Origin of the sequence: Novosphingobium mississippiense (assembly GCF_044029535.1) — a bacterium.
Taxonomy (GTDB): domain Bacteria; phylum Pseudomonadota; class Alphaproteobacteria; order Sphingomonadales; family Sphingomonadaceae; genus Novosphingobium.
Genome location: NZ_CP147001.1, coordinates 1,104,008 through 1,122,158 on the forward strand (window position 1 = coordinate 1,104,008; position 18,151 = coordinate 1,122,158).

The following is an 18,151-nucleotide window of genomic DNA, read 5'->3' on the forward strand; positions in this document are numbered from 1 at the left end:
CTCTCCGGGCGGTTCACTCTCTGCCGCGTCTTATTGCATCGGCCTGCGATAATGTATAGACAAAAAGAAGTCCAAGGGAGTGCCCGATGTCTCAAACCCAGCCGCGTCAGTCCTTTACGATCCATGCGGGCCGCGCATTCATCGAGTCTGGTTGGGCGCGGGATGTGCGCTTGACGGTCGCGGATGGGCGGATTGCGCGGATCGAGTTGGGTGCCGGGCCGGAAGCAGGCGACGAATGTCACGCCTGCGTGGTTCCGGGCATTCCGAACCTGCACAGCCACGCCTTCCAGCGCGGCATGGCGGGCCTTGCCGAACAGCGCGGCAATAGCGACGACAGCTTCTGGACATGGCGCGAAGTGATGTACCGTTTCCTCGACCGCATGACGCCGGAGGACCTCCACGCGATCGCGGCGCTGGCGGCGGTGGAGATGCTGGAGAGCGGCTTCACCCGCCTTGGCGAGTTTCACTATCTCCATCACGATACGCAGGGCCGGCCCTATGCCGATCCCGCGCGCATGTGCACAGCGATTGCGGAGGCAGCGGCGGAGACCGGCATCGGGCTGACGCTGTTGCCGGTGTTCTACGCCCATTCCGGCTTCGGCGCGCTGGCGCCGAACCATGGGCAGCGACGCTTCCTGCACGATCTGGATGGCTTTGCACGGCTGTTGGAAGGCGCCCGCGCGGCGGTTTCCGGATTGGACGAGGCAGTGGTCGGCGTCGCGCCGCACAGCCTGCGCGCGGTCTGCCCGGATGAACTGCTGCGTCTGGAAGCGATGGCCGGGCAGGCCCCGATCCACATCCACATCGCCGAACAGATGAAGGAAGTCGAAGACTGCCTTGCATGGAGCGGCCAGCGCCCGGTCGAATGGCTGCTGGATCACGCGGAAGTCGATCGCCGCTGGTGCATGGTCCACGCCACGCACATGACGGCGGAGGAGACATCCCGCCTTGCGCTCAGCGGGGCGGTGGCCGGGCTATGCCCGATCACCGAGGGCAATCTGGGCGACGGTCTGTTCCCGATGGCGGACTGGCTCGCTGCCGGTGGCGCTTACGGGATCGGCAGCGATTCCAACGTGCTGATCGATGCGACCGAGGAAATGCGCCTGTTGGAATATGGGCAGCGACTGTTCACGCGAAAGCGCAACCTACTGGCCGATGCCGCAACGGCTTCGACCGGGGAGGCGATCTGGCAAGCCTCTCTCAAGGGTGGTGCGCAGGCGCTGGGCGTTGAAGCCGAGCTGAAAACGGGCTGCGCGTTCGACGCGATTTCGCTCGATCTCGACCATCCCTCGCTCTGCGCGCGGGGCGAGGATCGCGTGCTCGACGGGCTGGTGTTCGCATCCGGGCGCGCCGGGATCGATTGCGTCTGGCGCTTCGGCAATCAGGTGGTTAGCTCTGGCCGCCACCACGCACGCGACGGGATCGTCCGACGCTATCGGAAGACCCTGGACCGACTCTGCGCATGACCCTTTCCGAACGTATCCGCCACGATTTCGAGAGCCGCATCCTCTCCGGCACGCTCGCGCCCGGCGAACGCTTGCCGACCGAGCAGGAGTTGATGGAACTCTACGGCTGCGCGCGGATGACGGTGAACAAGGCGCTCTCCGCGTTGTCCGCCGCCGGGCTGGTCGAGCGGCGGCGCAAGGCGGGCACGTTCGTCGCCCGGCCGCGCGTGCATTCGATGGCTATGGACATTCCCGACCTTGGCGCCGAAGTCGCCGCGCGCGGGCAGGCCTATCGCTTTGCGCTCTCGCGCCGCAAGCTGGTGCGAGCCGCCGAAGCTGCGGTGAAATGGGATGTGGACGGCGAAGTGCCGCTGCTCGAACTGTCGGGCATCCACTTCGCGGACGATGCGCCGATGGCGTGGGAACATCGCTTCGTGAACGCGGCAGCAGTGCCGGAGATCGTGGAGGCCGAATTCTCCTCCCCCGGCGGCTGGCTGCTGGAACATGTGCCGTGGACTGAGGCCGACGCCCGGATTACCGCCGCCGCCGCTACCGGCGCGGAGGCCAAGGCGCTGGCCGTCGCAAGCGGCGCGCCGTGCCTCTGCATCGAACGCCGGACATGGCGCGGGGCGGAACCGATTACTTACGTCCGCCAGCTTTTCATGGCGGGCAGCTATGAACTGAACGCCCACTTCGGGCCCTCCGCCGGAATGCGCTAAATCATACAGCGCCGGAGGGATGCTTGCCGCTTCGGCTTGGTCCGTCTGATCGCATTTGCTAAACACCTGTTCAACAAGAGCGGGAGAGAGCATGGCGGATCAGGCACCCATCGCACTGGTTACGGGCGCAAGCCGGGGCGCGGGGCGGGGCATCGCCATCGCGCTGGGCAGTCACGGCTGCACGGTCTACGTCACCGGGCGCAGCCAGTCTTCGGGCGATCATGCGCTTCCGGGCACGATTTACGAGACGGCCGAAGCGGTCACGGCGGCGGGTGGTCGGGGCGTTGCGGTGGCGTGCGATCATTCGGACGACGAACAGGTCGCCGCGCTGTTCGATCGCATTCTCGCGGATGCGGGGCGGATCGACATTCTCGTCAACAATGCTGCGGCCATCCATGATGAACTGACCGATTCCGGGGAATTCTGGGAAAAGCCGCTGAAGCTTTCCGGCTTGATCGATGTCGGCGTGCGCAGCGGCTATGTCGCCAGTTGGCATGCGGCACGGACCATGGCGGAGCGCGATCACGGACTAATCGTCTTCACTTCGGCTTCGGGGGCGGCGCACTATTCGCTGGGCCCCGCCTATGGCGCGCACAAGGCGGGGATGGACAAGATGGCCTTCGATATGGCCGCCGATTTCCGCCACGCGGGCACCGAAGTCGCAGCAGTCTCGATCTGGATGGGCGCGCTGCTGACGGACCGGCTGAAGGCGATCATCGCTTCCGATCCCGCCAAGTACGGCCATCTGGAAGGGCACTGCGAGAACCCGGAGTTCACCGGCCACGTGATCTGGGAACTTTACAACGATCCCTATCTCGCCGGGATGAACGGCAAGACGCTCGTGGGCGCGGAAGTGGCGCGCAAGTACGGGCTTACCGACAAGGGCCGCGTGCCGCCGACCGCCGCCGAACTGCACGGCGTGGAGCCGTTGCAATTCCACCCCGCCGTCATCCGCTGAACCGGAGAGCCTGCCATGGACCAGACCGAGCAACTCGCGCGCGATGTGCGCTATCTGATGGACCGCCGCGCGATAGAGGATTGCGTGCACCGCCACGCGCGGGGACATGACCGCTTCGACGTGGAACTGCTCACCGCCGCCTATCACCCTGACGGCGTGGACGAACATGGTGCCTCAGCCGTGAATGAAGGGCCGGCCTATGCCGAGTGGGCGAACGCCATTCACGGCGCGGGCTGCCAGCTTTGCCTGCACAACATCACCACGCACAATTGCGAGATCGACGGCGATGTGGCCCATGCCGAAAGCTATGTGCTGGTCGGCCTGCTCAACCCGGATGGGAAAACGGTGCGCTTCATCAACGGGCGCTATGTCGACCGGCTGGAGAAGCGCGACGGGGAATGGCGCATCGCCTTGCGCCGTTGCACCGTGGACCTGCTGATCGCGGGCGACGCCTCGATCCTGGAGATGCCGCAGTTCAAGGCGGGCGGCTATATCAAGGGCAGCCGCGATCGGGAGGATGTGTCCTATGCCCGTCCGTTGTCGCTGGAGGTTCCCACCGAGCGTTGGTGATTCAATTCACCGTCGCATCGAACCGGATCGCGAAGCTGGTTCCGGCCCCTAACGTAGGCGCGCTCGCCTTGACGGTGCCCGAGGCATAGGAGGCACCATAAGGGTCGCTTTCGTCGCTGCCCGTATCGTTGTCGTCCTCCGCCGTGGTGGCGCTGGCGCAGTCGCTGCCGGAAGTGATGCTGCCCGCGATATAGGTGAGCGTCGAGGGGATCGGATCGGACGCAGTGACGCTGGTGGCCGCGCTGCTGCCGGTGTTGGCGACGAGGATGCAGTACCGCACCGTTGCGCCGGGGATCGCCTTGGGATTGTTGGTCCCGCTCACCGGATCGCTGACCACCGAACTGGTCTTGGACACGGCCAAGGTCGTGCTCGGGCGGCAGAAGGTGATGTCGTGCAGGGCGATGGCCTGCTGGCCGGGATCGCTGGGCGCCATTGAATGGTTGCCATAGCGGATGACGATGGTGTCGATCGGCTGCGCGAACGTGACGGTAACGGTGCCGTCGGCGCTGGCATCGTCGCTCAGGCCGTCGCCATAGGCGCTATTGCCGATCACGTAGTTGGAAACGCCGTTGGTCAGCGTGGGGGTGACGGTGGCGCCGTTGTAGCGGCCTTCCACGGTCACCTTGTCCGCGAACTGGCCTGAGTAGTAATCGACGTCGAAAATCTTGAACTGCGCGCCGGGCAGGGCGGTGGGCAGGGTGATCGTGGTCGTCGCCTCGGCGCTCACGCTGGGCATGTTGACCATCTCGAACAGCGCATAGTCGTTGAGGCCGCCGTTGACGACGTTCTGCCGCACCGGCGATTGGCCGCCATAGGTCGAACTGCTCAGCCACGTGCCCTGGTTTGTCAGCGCGAAGTTGATCGTGCCCAGCGTGTCGAAGGAATAGGAATTGCTGGTGCTGCCCGCCGTCCAGGCGCGGTTGCTCCAGTCGAATACCACCGTTCCCGCCGCGCAGGAGAGCGTGGGCGGCGTGCCGGCCACGCGGCTGCCGGAGACGGTCAGCGTGGCGCTGGCATAGTCATCCTCGCCGGTGGCGCCGTTGCCGGGGGTGGAGTCCGGATCGTTCTGATCGCTGGCGCTGATCTCGGCGATGTTGGTCAGCGTGGCGCCCGCGCTGGCGTTGACGGTGCCGGTTATATCGATGGTGACGCTGGCCCCGGGTGCGACCGATCCCACCGTCCACACGCCGGTCGCGGCGTTGAAGGATCCGGTGCCGTTGGACGAGACATAAGTGAATCCGTCCGGCAGCGTGTCGGTGACTTTCACGTTGGTCGCCGTGTCGGTGGAGGTGCTGGCGTTGCTCACCGTCAGGCGGAAGGTCGCAAGGCCACCTGCGGTCGGATTGCTGGTGAGCAAGGTATTGGCCAGCGAAAGGTCCGCGCCCTTGCCGTCGAAGGCGAGGCCGGACAGCACGATGAACTGCGCATTGGGGTTCGCCGTGCCGGACACGGCATAGCTGTTGTAGACGATGCGGATGCGCTTCACGGCCAGGGTGCCGAAGTCGAAGGCGATGTTGCCGCGGGTCTGCCCGTTGGTGCTGGCGGCGTTGCCATACCAGCCTGTCGAGGTGCTGGTGACGGCGCTGCCATCGGTCCAGTACGAAGTGCCTGCCGCGTTCACGAAAGTGCCGTTGCCGGTGTCGTAATAGACCGCGACCGCATCCTGGTTGTAGGTGCTGCCGCTGCCGGTCTCGCGATCGACATCGGCCAGCGTGAACGCCAACCCGGTCACGCTGCGGCCCAATGTGATGTCCATCGTGATCTTGTTGTTCGCATCGAAGCGGGACGCATCGAAGTTCAGCAACAGGTTGGGGCTGACGTTGCCGACCGCACCCGTGTTGTAGACCACATAGTTGTTGTAGCCCGAAGCCACCGCGAAAGTGCCGGAACCGCCGACCGTGGTGCTCCATGCGGTGCTGACGGTGGTGCCGTCGCTCGCCGTCATCGTCGTCGAGGTTCCCACCGATCCGCCGTTGGATAGGCCAAGGCTGGACCATGCGGCCGTCGCACTCTGCGCCTGCGCAGTGCCGGCCAGCAGCAGCGCGGCCAGTGCCGTGAAAAGGGCGAGCAGCCGGGCGGTCATCGGCCCAGCCCCAGGAAGCCCAGGCTGTTCTTGTCGAACTTGGCGCGCAGGGTGGCGAACACGCCCTTATTGGTGCTGCGTGCCGCCGAATAGTCGCGGTCGCGGAAGCCGGTGACATTGTAGCCGATGATCAAGAGCATGTCCTGAGTGGGCACTACACTGATCTGCGGGCCAACCGCGAAGCTGGTAGTGCGTTCGGAGAAAGCGCGGCGCACCGTGGCGGTGCCTCCCACGGAGATCCGATCACCGATGCCGATACCCAGATCGAGGCCTGCGACGGCGGTGAAGCCTGCCAGATCGAAATCCGCGTAACGGTCAAAGCTGTAGCGTCCCCCCACGAACAGGCCGACCTCCATGCGGTGCACCATGCTTTTCCCTACAGTGCCATTAACCAACTTTGCGTTAACCAAACCGAGCGGCGACCAGTTGGTGGAGAGGCTGGCTAGCAGGCGGCGCGCGGTGGCATTGTCGCTGGCGGAAAGCGCGCTGTTGCCCGCTGCGTCCGCATTGCCGCTGGTGCCGACCACCGAACGGTCGCTGCGGTATTCCAGCTTGGCGAGCGCGGCGAAGGGCGATTCCGCCGGGCGATGCGCGAGCGACAGCGCGGCGTCCATGACTTCGCTGATCGTGCCGTCCTCGGCTTTCGCATGGGTCCATGTCATGCCGGATCCGACCACGCTGCCTTCGCCGAGCTGGCGGATCGCGCCGAAGGTCAGGCCCCTGCGATCGGTCACTTCGCCGCCCCGCCATTCGGCGCGGCCGGTGACGGACCAGCGCTCATGCCGCCATGCCGCGCCGAAGGTGAGGGCGGTGAAATCTTCGAACAGCAGCGCATCGGACGTGCTGATCTGACCGCCGCTGGCGACCGGCTGGCCCTTGTTGATGATCTTCGCGGCCGAGACGCCGCCCACCGTGCGGTTACCGTCCATGGTGGCATCCAGCGTCAGGCTCTTGGTTACCGGCAGGCTCTGGGCAAGGCCATAGGCGGCGAAGGCGCGATTGCCGTATTCGCCGATGTCCTGAAAGCCCATGCCACCGGAGACGCGCGCGTTGGTCCATGCGGCAGTCTCGATCCCGCCCTTCAGCGTGCGGGCGTTGATGGCATCGCCCAGCGCGATTTCGTAGCTGCCTGTGGCGCGGATATCTTGCGTCACGGCATAGCGCAGGCCCAGGCGGTGGCGGGTCGGCAGGTCGATCGAGTCCGTGCGGGCCAGCGGCATGCTGGAATCGGCGGAGAGTTCGAGGCGGTTGCCCATAAGACGGCGGGTCGCGCCGAATTCCAGCACGGCGGAATTGCCATCGGTGCCGTCCGCCAGATGATCGGCCAGCGCGGTGACACCGGCGCGCAGGTCTGTCTGGCCGTTGCGCCAATTGACCTGCGCCTTCACCGCATCGCGGCGCGCAGCGTCGGTAAGGCTTTCGTCATGCCAGGCGCTGGCGGTGAGGCTGAGGCCCTCGGCAATCGTGTAGCGGCCGTCCACGCCGAACTTGCGGCGGCCACGCTCGGCGATGGATTGCTGGTTGGTGCCGTAATCGGCGTCGATCGAGCGGGCATAGGCCAGCATGTCCAGCTTGCCGGTGTGGTGCTCCACTTCGACCAGCCAGGCCTCCGAAGTCTGGTCGTTCGCGCGGCTGGCGCCCAGTTCCGCCCGCAGTTCGGAGCGGGCACCGAAGCGCAGGCGAGCATCGACCGCGCCGATCTCGGTATGGGTGTCGCCGTCACGGTCCGAAATCGCCGAAGCACCAAGGCGCAGTGCGCCGTTCGCCAAGGTCACGTCGCCGCGCAAGCCCGCGTTCCACTGGCCATGGTCGAGATTGCTGTCCACTTCATAGTCGACGACGATGAAACGCGGGTTCAGTTCGGAATCGCGGCTGAGCACCGGAGCCTTGAAGGTGATCGTGCCCGTCAGCAGGTCCACGTCGTAATCGAGATAGCGGGTCAGCGGCGTGCTCTCGACCACCAGTTCGGAGCGGAAACGATCACGCACCACCAGCGACACCGTCTCGCTGTTGGCGACGATGGCTTTGGAAGAGAGGCTGTAGGGTCCGGAAATACCGGCGCCCTGAATCTCGTCATGGCGGTGGTTGGTCTCGATCTTCGCGGCGAAGCCCTGCACATGGACGGCGCCCATGCGGCCCTCGGCCTTGGCACCGGTGGCGGTGCGGACGTAGCGGGCAAGTTGGGTCTGGTCGAAGCCCGTGTCGATATCGCCGTAGATCGCATAGAACGTGCGGCTTTCGATGCGCACGTAGAGCTTGTCGCGGCTGGCGGCGTCGAAGCGGCGGGTCGAGCCGTCCGCGAACACCGTGTAGTAGGCCTTGGGATCGATGGTTCCGAGCAGGACCTGATCGTCACGCTGCTTGGCGCTGTCATAGGCGGCGGTGACGAGGAAGCTGCCGAGCACGCGGCCCTTGGCATAGAACGCGGTGCGGGCGTGCTTGCCCAGATCGCTGTCGAACTTGCCGCTTTGCTGCATGGCATCGGCGATGGACTGCGATCCCACCGCGCCTTCGGCCAGACCCACCAGCGTCCATTTCTGGTCGCCGGGGACCACCCAGCCTTCAAGGTCCTGCGTGCTGGAAACTTCGCCGTCCGCAAAGGTGAAGGTCAGGTGCAGCGGGCCGGAAACCATGGTGGGCGCCAGTTCGACCAAGGCCACGCCGTCATCGCCCTCCATCGTCCAGGTGGGCGAGGTACTTCCGGTTCCGCTGAGCTGGCGCTGCTGCATCCGCTCGATGGCGGCGGCGCTTTCGTAAGGCGCGTTGATCGAGAGCGCGCCGGAAACGCCCGCGCGCACCGGGTTGCCCTTGCGGTCGGTCAAGCGCAGCGCGATCACCGGGCGCGAGCGGCCATCGGCGACAAGGTGCGAACGCTCGCGCAGGATCTGCGCATGGGCAGGCGCTGCGGCGAAATGCACGTCGCGGGTGAGTTCCGTCACCACCGAGCCATCGGCATTGCGCACGGTGGCAGCCAAATGCGTCACTTCCCCGTCCAGCGGCACACCGCGCCAGATGCTGACGGCGTAGCGGCCATCGGCGGACTTCTTCACGCCATCGAAGCTGAGCGCGGGCACCCGCTTGCCGGCGGCGGTGAGGTCCACCTTCTGGCCGGGCTTGTGGCGGATCACCACGCGAATGGCAGGCGCGCGCGGGTTGTGGTCGGGCGCGGGGAACAGGAAGTCGACGGGGCCATCGCCCATGGCCAGCCAATCGACGCCGCCGCCTGCGGCCTTGGCATCGTCCAGCACGGGCGCGTTGTCAGGAGCGGGCTCGGCCGGGGCAGGGGTCTTGGGATCGACCGGAGCAGGCAGAGCACTCGCGGGCACCACCGCGTAGAAATCGGCGGTGACGAGACTGCCGCCCTGTCCGATGGCGAACAGCGAGTTGGCCTTGCCCGCGCTGCGCACCGAGCTTCGGCAATCGACGAAACGGGCACCGGCGGGCAGCGTATCGGGTTCAGCCTGCACGACATGGGTGCCGGGCACGAGGCCCTCGAAGTGGAAGCGGCCGTCGGCGTCGGTGACGGCGAAGCTGCCGTCCTCCAGCATCACGCGCACGCCGGGGATGCCCTGCCGGGCCGAGGTCACGATGCAGTCGCCCGCGCTGACCCGGCCGATTACGGTCATGCGCGATCCGATCGTGTCCTTCTCGATCTTGACCACGGCGCTGGCCTTTTCGACATCACCGCGCAAGTCGGTGGTTTCGGCAAGGTTCAGCGCTTGTCCGGCCGGTGCATCGCCGCGCACGCTCATGGCATAGACCACGGTGCGGGTGCCGCCGGCGGAGATTGCCGCCAGATTGATGCTCAGGCGGCTGCCATCGGCGGCGACAGTCACCGCGCCATCCTCCGGCTTGGTGCCGTCGACGCGGATGGATGTCTTGCGCAGCCGCAACCAGGTCGAAGGCGTATCGACCAGCACCACGCCCGATTTGGCGCGGCCGGCATCGGTATTGCGCACGGTGACGGTGTAAAACACCACATCGCCCGGATTGGCGCTGACGCGTGAGGCGGTCTTGGTCAGCGACACCGCGTTCTCGGTGCCGTCCACCGGAATGTCGACGCGCACCGGCGCGGGGGAGGACAGCGTGACCACGCCGCCGAAAGAGGCGTCCTCGATCACCATGGTATTGCCGTCCGGCCGGGTGAATGCCGCCAGCACCGATCGCGCGACGGTGGAGGGCGTGGTGTAGCCTTCGGGCGGCTCCACCTCCAGCCGGTAACGGCCCAGCGGGGCCAGCGGGAAGCGGTACTCGCCCGCGTTGAACGCGTAAGTGTTGCCCGCGCCGTCGGTCACCGGCTCGCCCGAAACCACCGTGGAAGGCCATGTGGTAACGCCGTCATCGGCAAAGACGGTGGCAGGCAGGCCGGTGTCCGCATTGATCAGGGTGATGCGAGCGCCGGTCACGGCGGTGCCGCTCTCGCTGTCGAACACCATGCCGTAAGGGTCCGCCAGCACGGCGACCACGGTGCTGGCGATCGTCTTGTGAGTGGCGGCGGAGTTGTAGGCGATGGTGATCGTATCGTCGTTGGCGACGCTGAGGCGACAGTCGTTGGGCTTGGGCGAAGGCGGGATCGCGGTGGTGGGGGTCGAACCAGCGAAGACGCCGGTATTGGCGCCGGTTTCGTAGATCGTGATCTCTTCTGCGTCGCCTTGCGAGGTGGTGAGGGTGACGGTGATAGCGTCGACGGCGGAGGCATCGAGATTGGCGCTGGCCGCCTCGATCCGGATCACCAGATCCTCGCCGATATGGAAAGTCTTGGCGCTGGCGATAGCGGTCAGTGTTGCGGCTGTCGCCGTGCGCGCGGTGGCGGGGAGTTCGGTGCCACCGCAAGTGGACGCGGCCAGCGGCGTCGACAGCGATGAGGATGAGACCGGACGATAGGTCTGGATCGTGGCGATGGTCTGCACGACATCGAAGCTGACTTCGTTGGAGCGGATCGCGCCGCTGGTTCCGTCGTGCATCCAGCTTGCGTCGGCGATATTGGAGACGGTCGCCGCTTCGGCCGGCGGGGCTCCGGCGATCTGGACGCAGGCAAGCGAAAGCAGCGCCCCGAAGGACGCTGCTGCCCGCTTGAAGTTCGTCCAGTATCGCACCCCGGCCTGCCAGTTGCCGTCAGTTGATCGTGGCCTGGAAGACCAGTGTGCGGGTTACGCCCGCCGCAATATCCGAAAGCGTGCCGGTGACGGTGTTGCTGGCGAACGTGCCGCCAGCCGTGCCGTCCGCATTGCAGGTGATGCCGGTGACGGTGCCATTCAGCTTGATCGAACTGGTGACGTAAGTGACGTTGGAAGGCAGCGGATCGTTCACCAAGATATTGGTGGCCGTGGCGCTGCCGGTCGCATTGGCGATGGAGATGCAATACTCGATCGTCGCGCCCGGAATGGCCTTGGGATTGGTGGCCCCGCTGACTGGATCGTTGACCACGCGGCTGGTCTTCAGCACGGTGAGCGCGGCGGCGCTGACCTTGAAGTCGTCCTTGGCCGAAAACGCGCCGTCATTGGCCGCGTCGGTCGCGCCCGCAGCATCGGCCAGCACGGTGTCGACGCCGGTGGTGTTGGTCGCGCTGGTGGTGAGCGCCGCGCCCATCGATCCCGAAGTACCGCCCGCGCGGGCGGTGGCGGTCAGCACGACGGTGGCGATGTCGCCCGTCACTTGCGTCGCCGGAATGTCCATCACCACGAAGATCGTCTTGGCGCCGTCGGCGGCCAGTTCGTCCAGATAGGTGACCTGGGTATCGGCCGCGGTGAACACGCCGTCGCCATTGTCGACATAGATCTTCACGTTGGATCCGTCGAAATTGTCGGTGCCGCCCCAGGCCGCGCTGCCGCCCGATTGCTGCGCAGCAGTCAGTGCGAAATCGAGCGTGTCATTCGACAGGTTGGTGACCTTGAACGTGCTCACCGCCTGAACCTGGCCGGGTGAGACGACGGTGGCCGAACTGCCGACTTCGGTGACGGTGACGTTGACCTTGCGGTCGACCGTGAAGGTGTCCGACGCGGTCTTCGAGGTCTGCGCGACGCCGCCGACCTGGTAGCCGACCGTCACGGTGTTCTGAATGGTGGAGCCGGCCGTGGTCCCCGTGGCGAAGGCGGGGCTGGAGCCGAGCGCGACGAGCGCAAGCGAGCTCACCGCACCCAGCAGCGTGCTGGTGCGTGTCATGAACGAAGTTCCTTCAAGTATGATGGGCCGCGCCTACCCCCGCCCGCGGCCCGTGGCGGAAATCGGCCGGGTCAGCGGACCACGGCGTGATACTCCAGCGCGCCGGCCGCGCGGGGCGCCAGGTGCGCCAGCGTCCAGCGAATATGCGTAACGTCTTCAAGCTGCGCCGCGCGGCGTGTTCCCGCTGCGTCGGCGACAGTCAGTTGTGCGAGCTTTCCGAAGGACTTGCCGCCATCCACCGAAACCTCGAAGCCGCTGTCTTCGGCGGCAAGGCGAACGGGGGCGGGCAGCGGATTGGTGACGACGAAATTGTCGACCGGCTTGTCACCGTCGTTGCTGTAACGCGTGGTGAACAGCAGCCTGTCACCGGGGACGACCGTGGTCGGCGGGGCGAGCACGGTCTTCGTCGCGCCGTTTTCGGTCAAGGTCTTCTCGACCTGAACGTCACCCTTCAGCGAGACCGGCTCCGCCGCCGAAGCGGTACCGGCCAGCGAGAGGCCAAGCGCAAGAGCGGCAACGGAAGAGAGGATGGTGCGGTTCATCGCTTTGGCGACCCTTACTGGATGGTGACGTTGAAAGTGACGGTATGCGTGCTGCCGGCGGCGGCGGTGCCGACCAGCACGTCGATCCCGCTGGCCGAAGCCTTGCCCGCGTCCGCATCGGCGGCATCGCTGAGCGTTGCGGTGTCCAGCTTCAGCGTGCCGGCGGCGTAAGTCGTGCCGGTCGGGATCACGTCGGTCAGGCGCAGGTCGGTGATCGAACCGCTGCCGCCGATGGTGGCGACCAGTTTGTACGTCACCGTCGCGCCGGGAACCGGCTGGGTGCCGCCGAAGGGATCGGCGATCGTGGCCGACTTGACGAGACCGACCGTGGCGACGCTGGCGACCAGCGCTCCGTTGGCGTTTGCACTGGCGCCGGACGCCCCGACCACCGCATCGCCGCCCCCCTGGCCCTTGCCGGCGTAAGTGGTGCCCGGCGTGCCGCTGCCGGTGACGGCGCTGGCGGCAAGCTGGACCTTGCTGGTCTGCGCATCGGTCATGGCCGAAGGGCCGGTGACGATCACGAAGAGCGTGAGCGACTTGTCCTGATCGACCGAAGGCGTCGCGGTGCCGGAAGGCAGCACCACGTCCACCCCGGCATCGTAGACGCCGTTGCCGTTGCTGTCGTAGGCGATTGAGGTGACCGTTGTGGTGAACTGGTTACCGGAAACCGTAGGGTTGGCGGTAAGGGTGAAGGCCTCAGGCCCGTTGCCGGTATTGGTCAGTTGATAGGTCAGCACCGCGCTGCCGGTGGAGATCGAAACTGGCGCGCTGTCTTTCGACACCAGCGTCACGTCCAGCAGTTCGTCAACCTTAACGGTCACCGCGTTGGAATCCACCGTACGAGTGGCGCTGCCGGTGGTGAAGCTGGCCGAAGCGGTGTTCTGGATCAGCGTTCCCGCCGCCACGTTTGCGGCATGCGCCTGCTGTGCAGCGAGTGTCGCCGCAAGGACGACGACGCTGGATACTATACGGGTTTGCGCGTAGGTCATGCCTATCGAGGTGAACCGGTCTGGTTAGCGAAACCTTTCCATTGGCCGGGCTTCATACCAAGGTATGCAATCGTTACTGGAACGAACATACTTTCGGATGTACACCGCGATTTGGGGGCAGATTCTCGCGCTATACGGGGCCGTTGCGCGAGAGACGAGTACTATGGGGGGCTACTTGATTCGACATCTGATCATTGCCGACGACCACCCGATTTGCGTATCGGCGTTAATCGCGGCTGTTCACGCAGTTGACAGTTCCATCCAGGTTCGCACAGCGGAAACGCTTGGCGAAATTCAGGATTTGCTGGCCACGGAAAGCTTCGATGCCTTGTTGCTGGATCTGGCGCTGAAGGACTGTCAGGGCCTTGCCAATCTGGCGGCGGTACAGGCCGTCGCGCCGCGCCTGCCGGTGCTGGTGGTCAGTGGCAACGCGGCTTCCAACCTGCCGGCCAAGGCGGCGATGCTGGGCGCGCGGGGGTTCCTGAACAAGACCGCGCCGCTGGCCGAGATGAAATCGGCGATTGCGGTGATTCTGGAAGGCGGAACCTGGTTTCCCGCGCGGGAGGAGCAGGCCGAAAGCCTTACCGGCCGCCTGTCCCCCGCACAGCTTCGCGTCATGGCGGAACTGGCGCAGGGCAAGTCCAACAAGCTGATCGCCTACAGCCTTGGCCTGACGGAGCCCACGATCAAGTCGCACCTTTCGGCGATCTATCGGGCGCTGGGGGTGCATAACCGTTCGCAGGCCCTGCTGGCGCTGCGACAGGGGGCGGACGAAGCCGCCTGAAGACGGCTATCTGACGGCGACTACTCGGGAAAACGGCGGGCGATCCAGTCGCCCGTCTCTCGTGCCGCCGCAAGCATCAAGGCAAGCGAGGGGGCATCGGCGGGCAGGCCGTCTTCCGGCATTTCCATCTTTTCCAGCGTCTCCGCAGCGCGTGCCAGGCGGATGGCGGAAAGGTTGAAGGCCGCGCCCTTCAGGCCATGGGCCAGCCGCCGCGCGCGTTCAGGTTCGCGGGAAGCGACTGCCGCGGCGATCGCCCAGGCCTCATCCATTATAGTTGCCGCGAAAGCATGGAAGATCGGCACCAGCCGTTCGGCGCCCAGCACATCCAGCGATTGCCCCAGTTCCGCTTCGTCGATGAGCGGCGCTTCGGCGGTCTCCAACATGATCGAACTCCAGCGCGACATGTCCGGCAGCTGCGTTAGCGCGCCAGATCGTTCCATTTTGCGACACCATGTCATTCAGTTCGCCACTGTCGACCGGCAAGGTGATGATAGCCGGGGAAAAGCACTCTGCAACCGGGAAGGCGCCGACCGAAATCGCGGTACGGATCAGTCATGACGGGCATGGCTCGGTTCCTTTCGCGCAGCAGGGCGTCCGGGGGTTCGCCCCGGACCTTCTCGGGCGTCACGCTCGCGCGGATCGCGGCGCTTGCCGCGGCTTATGTGCTGGGCGGCGCCATCGGGCTCGACCTGGCGATTCCACCCGGTTACGCGACGCTGGTCTGGCCGGCTTCGGGCATTGCGCTGGCCGGGCTGCTGGCCTGGGGTCGGCGCTGCTGGCCCGGCGTCTGGCTCGGTTCGATGGCGATCAACCTCTGGCATCAGTTGGCGAGCAGCCCAGACGGTGCGGAGTTCGGGCATATCTCGCCCGCGCTTTCCATCGGTACCGCGGCGATCGTGGGGCTTGGCGCCAGCCTGCAGGCCGGGATCGGCGCCACGCTTCTGCGGCGCTGCTTCATGGCCGGCGTGGAACTGACGCGGATCCGGCGCACGTCCGCTTTTCTGGTCCTGGTGATCTTCGCGCCCTGCGCGATCGCGGCCAGCATGGGCGTGTTCGCGCTGTCGCTCGACGGGCGGATCAACGCGGCGTTGGCGCTGCGGAACTGGTGGACATGGTACCTGGGCGACGTTCTGGGCATAATCGTCGTGCTGCCCACGCTGCTGTTCTCGCCACGCTCGCCAGTGCCGCTGCGTTGGCGGGGGCGGCCGATGCGCGGGGTGACCGCGACGGTCGCGATCTGTCTGGCGCTGTCCATCGGCGTGACTTTCGCCTTGTGGAAGCATAGCGCGGAGCAGCAATTCGCACGCGCCCACGCCAGTTTCTTCGCGCTGACGACCGAGACGGAGCGCGCGCTGGATCGTCGTTTCGAAATCTATTCGCAGGCGCTGGACGGCGCAGCGGGGGTGCTTTCGGTCAACCCGGCAATGGATGAGCAGCGCTGGGTGGCCTATGTCGACGCTACCGGCATCAAACGGCATCTGCCCGGAATGCGCGGCATCGGCACGATCGAGGCGGCAGGGCCTGAAGATCTGCCGCGCCTGATCGCCAACGCCCGGCGCGACGGGATGCCGACGCAGGCGATCAACGCCAACGCGGAACGGAGAGAGCACTTCATCGTCACGCTGGTTGCCCCGCTGGCGCGCAACCGCTCGATCTACGGTCTGGATCTTGGCTTCGAGAAGCATCGGCGGCAGGCGCTGGAACAGGCGCGCCGCACCGGCCAATTGACGATGACGGCGCCGGTCTCGCTACTGCACAACCATCCGCCGGCGCCGGGTTTTCTGCTGATCCAGCCGCTGGGCGACGGTGCGCACGGCCATGTCGGGGAAAGCGATGGGTTTCGGTGGGTCTATGCGCCGATCGGGGTGAACGAGATCTTCGCCGGGCTGACATCGCGGCAGGGGCAGGACTTTGCACTGGAAGTGTTCGACGGCGACCGGGCCGATCCCGCCCATCGGCTCTATTCGGCGGGAATCGCGAGCGGGGGCGATCCCGGAAAGGGCGATCCGCAATTCGTGCGGTTGGCCAATGTCGATGTTGCCGGGCGTCACTGGACGCTGCGCTGGACCAGCCTTGCCCCGTTCGAGGATCGCACGCTTTCCAACGAACCGCTCAGCGTGCTGCTGGGCGGCGGGCTGGTAACCTTGCTGCTGGGCCTGCTGCTGGGCCATTTCGTCCGCCGCGAGGCAACGATCTCGCGCGAGGTCGATCGCGCCACCGGCGAAGTGGCCCGCGTGTCGGAGCAGCGCCGGCTGGCGGTGGAAAACCTCAACGAAAGCAACCGCCTGCTGATGCTGGCGGAGGCGACCTTCCATGTCGGCCACTGGCGGCTGGATTTCGCGACGGACCGGCTCATGTGGTCCGAGGAACTGTTTCGCATCCACGGCGTGGAACGGGGAGAGACTCCCTCGGCGCAGGAAGTTCTGGGCTATTACGTGGAGGAGGATCGCCCGATCGTCTCCGCCGCGATCGCCGCCGCGCGGGCGCATGGCACGCCCTGTCGCTTTGCAGCGCGGATGCACCGCGCCGACGGGGCGCTGCGTTACGTGGAAGTGGTGGCGAATGTGGAGCCGGACGATGCGGGCCGTCCGGCCGGGCTGTTCGGCGTGCTGGCCGACCGCACGGAAGAATCGGTGCTGCGCAACGAATTGCTGCGCACGCGAGACGAAGCGCGTGCCGCCGCCGATGCGAAGACGGCATTCCTGGCCAACATGAGCCATGACATCCGCACGCCGATGAATGCGGTGCTGGGTTTCGCCGAATTGCTGCACCGCGCCGAATTGCCGGTGGAGCAGCATCGGCAAGTGGAAGTGATCCTGGATTCCGGGCGCAACATGATGAGCCTGCTGAACGACATCCTGGACCTTTCCAAGATCGACGCGGGGCGGCTGGAACTGGTGGAGCGTAATTTCGACGTTCGCGATCTGCTGGCCGGCTCCATCGAGATGTTCCGCCAGACTGCCGCCGACAAGGGTATCGCGCTGGAACTGACGCTGGATCCCGCGGTGCCGCAATGGATACGGGGAGACAAGCTGAGGCTGCGCCAGATCCTCGACAACCTGCTGAGCAATGCGCTGAAATTCACGGAGGCCGGTACCGTCACGCTGCGCGCGCGGGTGGAACGGGAGAATGGCACGCGGCGGCTGCTGATGGCGGTCAGCGATACCGGCATCGGCATCGCGTCGGACCGGCAGCAGCGCATCTTCGATGGCTTTACGCAGGCCGATTCCACCATTCACGAACGCTTCGGCGGCACCGGACTTGGGTTGGCGATCTGCGCGCGGCTGGCGGCGCTGATGGGCGGCTCGGTCACGGTGGAGAGCGTGTCGGGAGAAGGGGCCACCTTCGCGCTGCGCCTGCCGCTGCGGATGGGCTTCGGCATCGGCGAGTCCGGCGTGGAAGAGGCCGAGGGCGAGGAGCTGGACCTTGCCGGCCGCGTGCTGGTGGCGGAGGACAACCAGGTCAACCGCATGGTCGCCGCCGCGATGTTGGACCGGCTGGGTGTCCATCACGAATTTGCCGAGGATGGAGAGGAAGCCGTCGCCCGGATCATGGCTGCGCGGGGTGAGGGCGATCCCTATGCGCTGGTGTTCATGGATATCCAGATGCCGCGCATGGGCGGGCACGAGGCGGCTCGCGCCCTGCGGGAGGCGGGCATCGGCGCGGAGGAACTGCCGATCGTCGGCCTTTCCGCCAATGCCTTTCCGGAAGATACCGCGGCCGCACTTGCCGCCGGGATGCAGGCGCACCTTACCAAGCCGCTGCAACTGGAAGCGTTGGCCGCCGTGCTGCGCGAATTCGCGGGTGAGGTATTGCCGGCGATATCCTGAAAGCCGCGTCCTGAAAGCGCGCATCATTGATGAGCGGCGCTCATGGCTGCTTGCCGATTGTCCCGACTT

Annotated in this window: 12 protein-coding genes; 6 read left to right on the forward strand and 6 right to left on the reverse strand. The window is 66.1% G+C overall.

Annotation, left to right across the window (positions count from 1 at the left end):
• Positions 1-86: 86 nt before the first annotated feature.
• From WBP06_RS05185 to WBP06_RS05200, 4 genes are all read left to right on the forward strand, one after another.
• Positions 87-1,466, forward strand: a complete 1,380-nt coding sequence (locus WBP06_RS05185; RefSeq protein ID WP_395332539.1) for a formimidoylglutamate deiminase — start codon at positions 87-89, stop codon at positions 1,464-1,466.
• On the forward strand, positions 1,457-2,164 hold the full coding sequence (locus WBP06_RS05190; protein WP_395334035.1) for a UTRA domain-containing protein: 708 nt from the start codon (positions 1,457-1,459) through the stop codon (positions 2,162-2,164). The genes WBP06_RS05185 and WBP06_RS05190 overlap by 10 nt, the downstream gene beginning before the upstream one ends.
• A gap of 91 nt (positions 2,165-2,255) precedes the next feature.
• Complete coding sequence (locus WBP06_RS05195) at positions 2,256-3,122, forward strand: SDR family NAD(P)-dependent oxidoreductase (protein ID WP_395332541.1); 867 nt, start codon at positions 2,256-2,258, stop codon at positions 3,120-3,122.
• Between the two features lie 15 nt (positions 3,123-3,137).
• Positions 3,138-3,692, forward strand: a complete 555-nt coding sequence (locus WBP06_RS05200) for a nuclear transport factor 2 family protein (RefSeq protein WP_395332543.1) — start codon at positions 3,138-3,140, stop codon at positions 3,690-3,692.
• Between the two features lies 1 nt (position 3,693).
• Here WBP06_RS05200 and WBP06_RS05205 read toward each other — a convergent pair whose 3' ends face one another.
• The 5 genes from WBP06_RS05205 to WBP06_RS05225 all read right to left on the reverse strand — a co-directional run bounded on the left by WBP06_RS05205 (position 3,694) and on the right by WBP06_RS05225 (position 13,468).
• On the reverse strand, positions 3,694-5,775 hold the full coding sequence (locus tag WBP06_RS05205; protein ID WP_395332545.1) for a proprotein convertase, P: 2,082 nt from the start codon (positions 5,773-5,775) through the stop codon (positions 3,694-3,696).
• Positions 5,772-10,871, reverse strand: coding sequence for a hypothetical protein (locus WBP06_RS05210; protein ID WP_395332547.1), 5,100 nt, complete (start codon positions 10,869-10,871; stop codon positions 5,772-5,774). Before WBP06_RS05210 ends, WBP06_RS05205 begins: the two co-directional genes overlap by 4 nt.
• Before the next feature lie 19 nt (positions 10,872-10,890).
• A complete protein-coding gene (locus WBP06_RS05215) occupies positions 10,891-11,937 on the reverse strand; it encodes a hypothetical protein (RefSeq protein ID WP_395332549.1) in 1,047 nt (348 codons plus the stop codon).
• Between the two features lie 71 nt (positions 11,938-12,008).
• A complete protein-coding gene (locus WBP06_RS05220; RefSeq protein WP_395332551.1) occupies positions 12,009-12,479 on the reverse strand; it encodes a hypothetical protein in 471 nt (156 codons plus the stop codon).
• Between the two features lie 14 nt (positions 12,480-12,493).
• Positions 12,494-13,468 (reverse strand): hypothetical protein, encoded by a 975-nt coding sequence (locus WBP06_RS05225; RefSeq protein ID WP_395332553.1) that lies wholly within the window; start codon positions 13,466-13,468, stop codon positions 12,494-12,496.
• A gap of 163 nt (positions 13,469-13,631) precedes the next feature.
• Between WBP06_RS05225 and WBP06_RS05230 the strand changes: the two genes are divergently transcribed.
• A complete protein-coding gene (locus WBP06_RS05230; RefSeq protein ID WP_395332555.1) occupies positions 13,632-14,252 on the forward strand; it encodes a DNA-binding response regulator in 621 nt (206 codons plus the stop codon).
• A 20-nt stretch (positions 14,253-14,272) separates the two neighbouring features.
• Here WBP06_RS05230 and WBP06_RS05235 read toward each other — a convergent pair whose 3' ends face one another.
• Positions 14,273-14,692: an Hpt domain-containing protein gene (locus WBP06_RS05235; protein ID WP_395332556.1), complete on the reverse strand. Its 420-nt coding sequence runs from the start codon at positions 14,690-14,692 to the stop codon at positions 14,273-14,275.
• Between the two features lie 114 nt (positions 14,693-14,806).
• Here WBP06_RS05235 and WBP06_RS05240 point away from each other — a divergent pair, with 114 nt between their 5' ends.
• On the forward strand, positions 14,807-18,082 hold the full coding sequence (locus WBP06_RS05240; RefSeq protein ID WP_395332558.1) for a CHASE domain-containing protein: 3,276 nt from the start codon (positions 14,807-14,809) through the stop codon (positions 18,080-18,082).
• The last annotated feature ends 69 nt before the right edge of the window (positions 18,083-18,151 follow it).

Excerpts from the sequence above, each read along its gene's own strand:
- WBP06_RS05185 (WP_395332539.1), top strand. The coding sequence starts at position 87 with ATGTCTCAAACCCAGCCGCGTCAGTCCTTTACGATCCATGCGGGCCGC.
- WBP06_RS05195 (WP_395332541.1), top strand. The coding sequence starts at position 2,256 with ATGGCGGATCAGGCACCCATCGCACTGGTTACGGGCGCAAGCCGGGGC.
- WBP06_RS05200 (WP_395332543.1), top strand. The coding sequence starts at position 3,138 with ATGGACCAGACCGAGCAACTCGCGCGCGATGTGCGCTATCTGATGGAC.
- WBP06_RS05205 (WP_395332545.1), bottom strand. The coding sequence starts at position 5,775 with ATGACCGCCCGGCTGCTCGCCCTTTTCACGGCACTGGCCGCGCTGCTG.
- WBP06_RS05215 (WP_395332549.1), bottom strand. The coding sequence starts at position 11,937 with ATGACACGCACCAGCACGCTGCTGGGTGCGGTGAGCTCGCTTGCGCTC.
- WBP06_RS05220 (WP_395332551.1), bottom strand. The coding sequence starts at position 12,479 with ATGAACCGCACCATCCTCTCTTCCGTTGCCGCTCTTGCGCTTGGCCTC.
- WBP06_RS05225 (WP_395332553.1), bottom strand. The coding sequence starts at position 13,468 with ATGACCTACGCGCAAACCCGTATAGTATCCAGCGTCGTCGTCCTTGCG.
- WBP06_RS05230 (WP_395332555.1), top strand. The coding sequence starts at position 13,632 with ATGGGGGGCTACTTGATTCGACATCTGATCATTGCCGACGACCACCCG.
- WBP06_RS05235 (WP_395332556.1), bottom strand. The coding sequence starts at position 14,692 with ATGGAACGATCTGGCGCGCTAACGCAGCTGCCGGACATGTCGCGCTGG.
- WBP06_RS05240 (WP_395332558.1), top strand. The coding sequence starts at position 14,807 with ATGACGGGCATGGCTCGGTTCCTTTCGCGCAGCAGGGCGTCCGGGGGT.